Origin of the sequence: Streptomyces diastatochromogenes (genome assembly GCF_002242805.1) — a bacterium.
In the GTDB taxonomy this organism is placed as follows: domain Bacteria; phylum Actinomycetota; class Actinomycetes; order Streptomycetales; family Streptomycetaceae; genus Streptomyces; species Streptomyces diastatochromogenes.
The window spans coordinates 1-616 of record NZ_MCGQ01000137.1; the positions used below are offsets into that span (position 1 = coordinate 1).

The following is a 616-nucleotide window of genomic DNA, read 5'->3' on the forward strand; positions in this document are numbered from 1 at the left end:
GACGGCGAGGCTGCTGGCGAACACCACCCGCGGCTTCGGCCCGCCGGCGGTCGACTGTGCCCGGGCAGCGTCGAGCAGGGCGCGGGTGGTGTCCACGTTGGCGGACATGCCGAGGTCGAAGTCGGCCTCGCACTCGGCCGACACCGCGGCGGCCAGATGGAACAGCACATCGACCGGCTCGGCGAACAAGTCGTCGAGCCGGTCGATCAGCTCGCCCTGCACGATGTCCACGAGCGGATCCTTCGCCGCCGGGGAGTCGGACTGCACGATGCGGTCGGCGAGCACCAGTCGCGTGATCGGTGCGCCACGAAACGTCCGCGTCCGCAGCAGAGTGCCGGTCAGCCGATGGCCCAGGAAGCCGAACGCGCCCGTGATGACGACCCTCACGTGTCTGCTCCTCGTGTGCGTGCCCGGGGGCGTGGCACCTCCGACAGCGACGGCGAACTACCCACACCGGCACATCCGCCAAACGCCCAACCCGCCGGCCACGGCCACGACCGGCCACCTCACGAAATGACCGTCCGCTCCGGACGGTGTCACCGTGCCAGGGCGTCGAACAGCACGGCCGGATCCGGTTCCCGGTGGTGGTTGAGTCTCTGCTCCGCCCAGATCACCT

Annotated in this window: 1 protein-coding gene; it reads right to left on the reverse strand. The window is 70.3% G+C overall.

What is annotated here, in order from left to right; all coding sequences use genetic code 11:
• Window positions 1-387: NAD-dependent epimerase/dehydratase family protein (locus BEK98_RS47095; protein ID WP_143684284.1), on the reverse strand; the 387-nt coding region annotated here is incomplete at its 3' end.
• Window positions 388-616 lie beyond the last annotated feature (229 nt).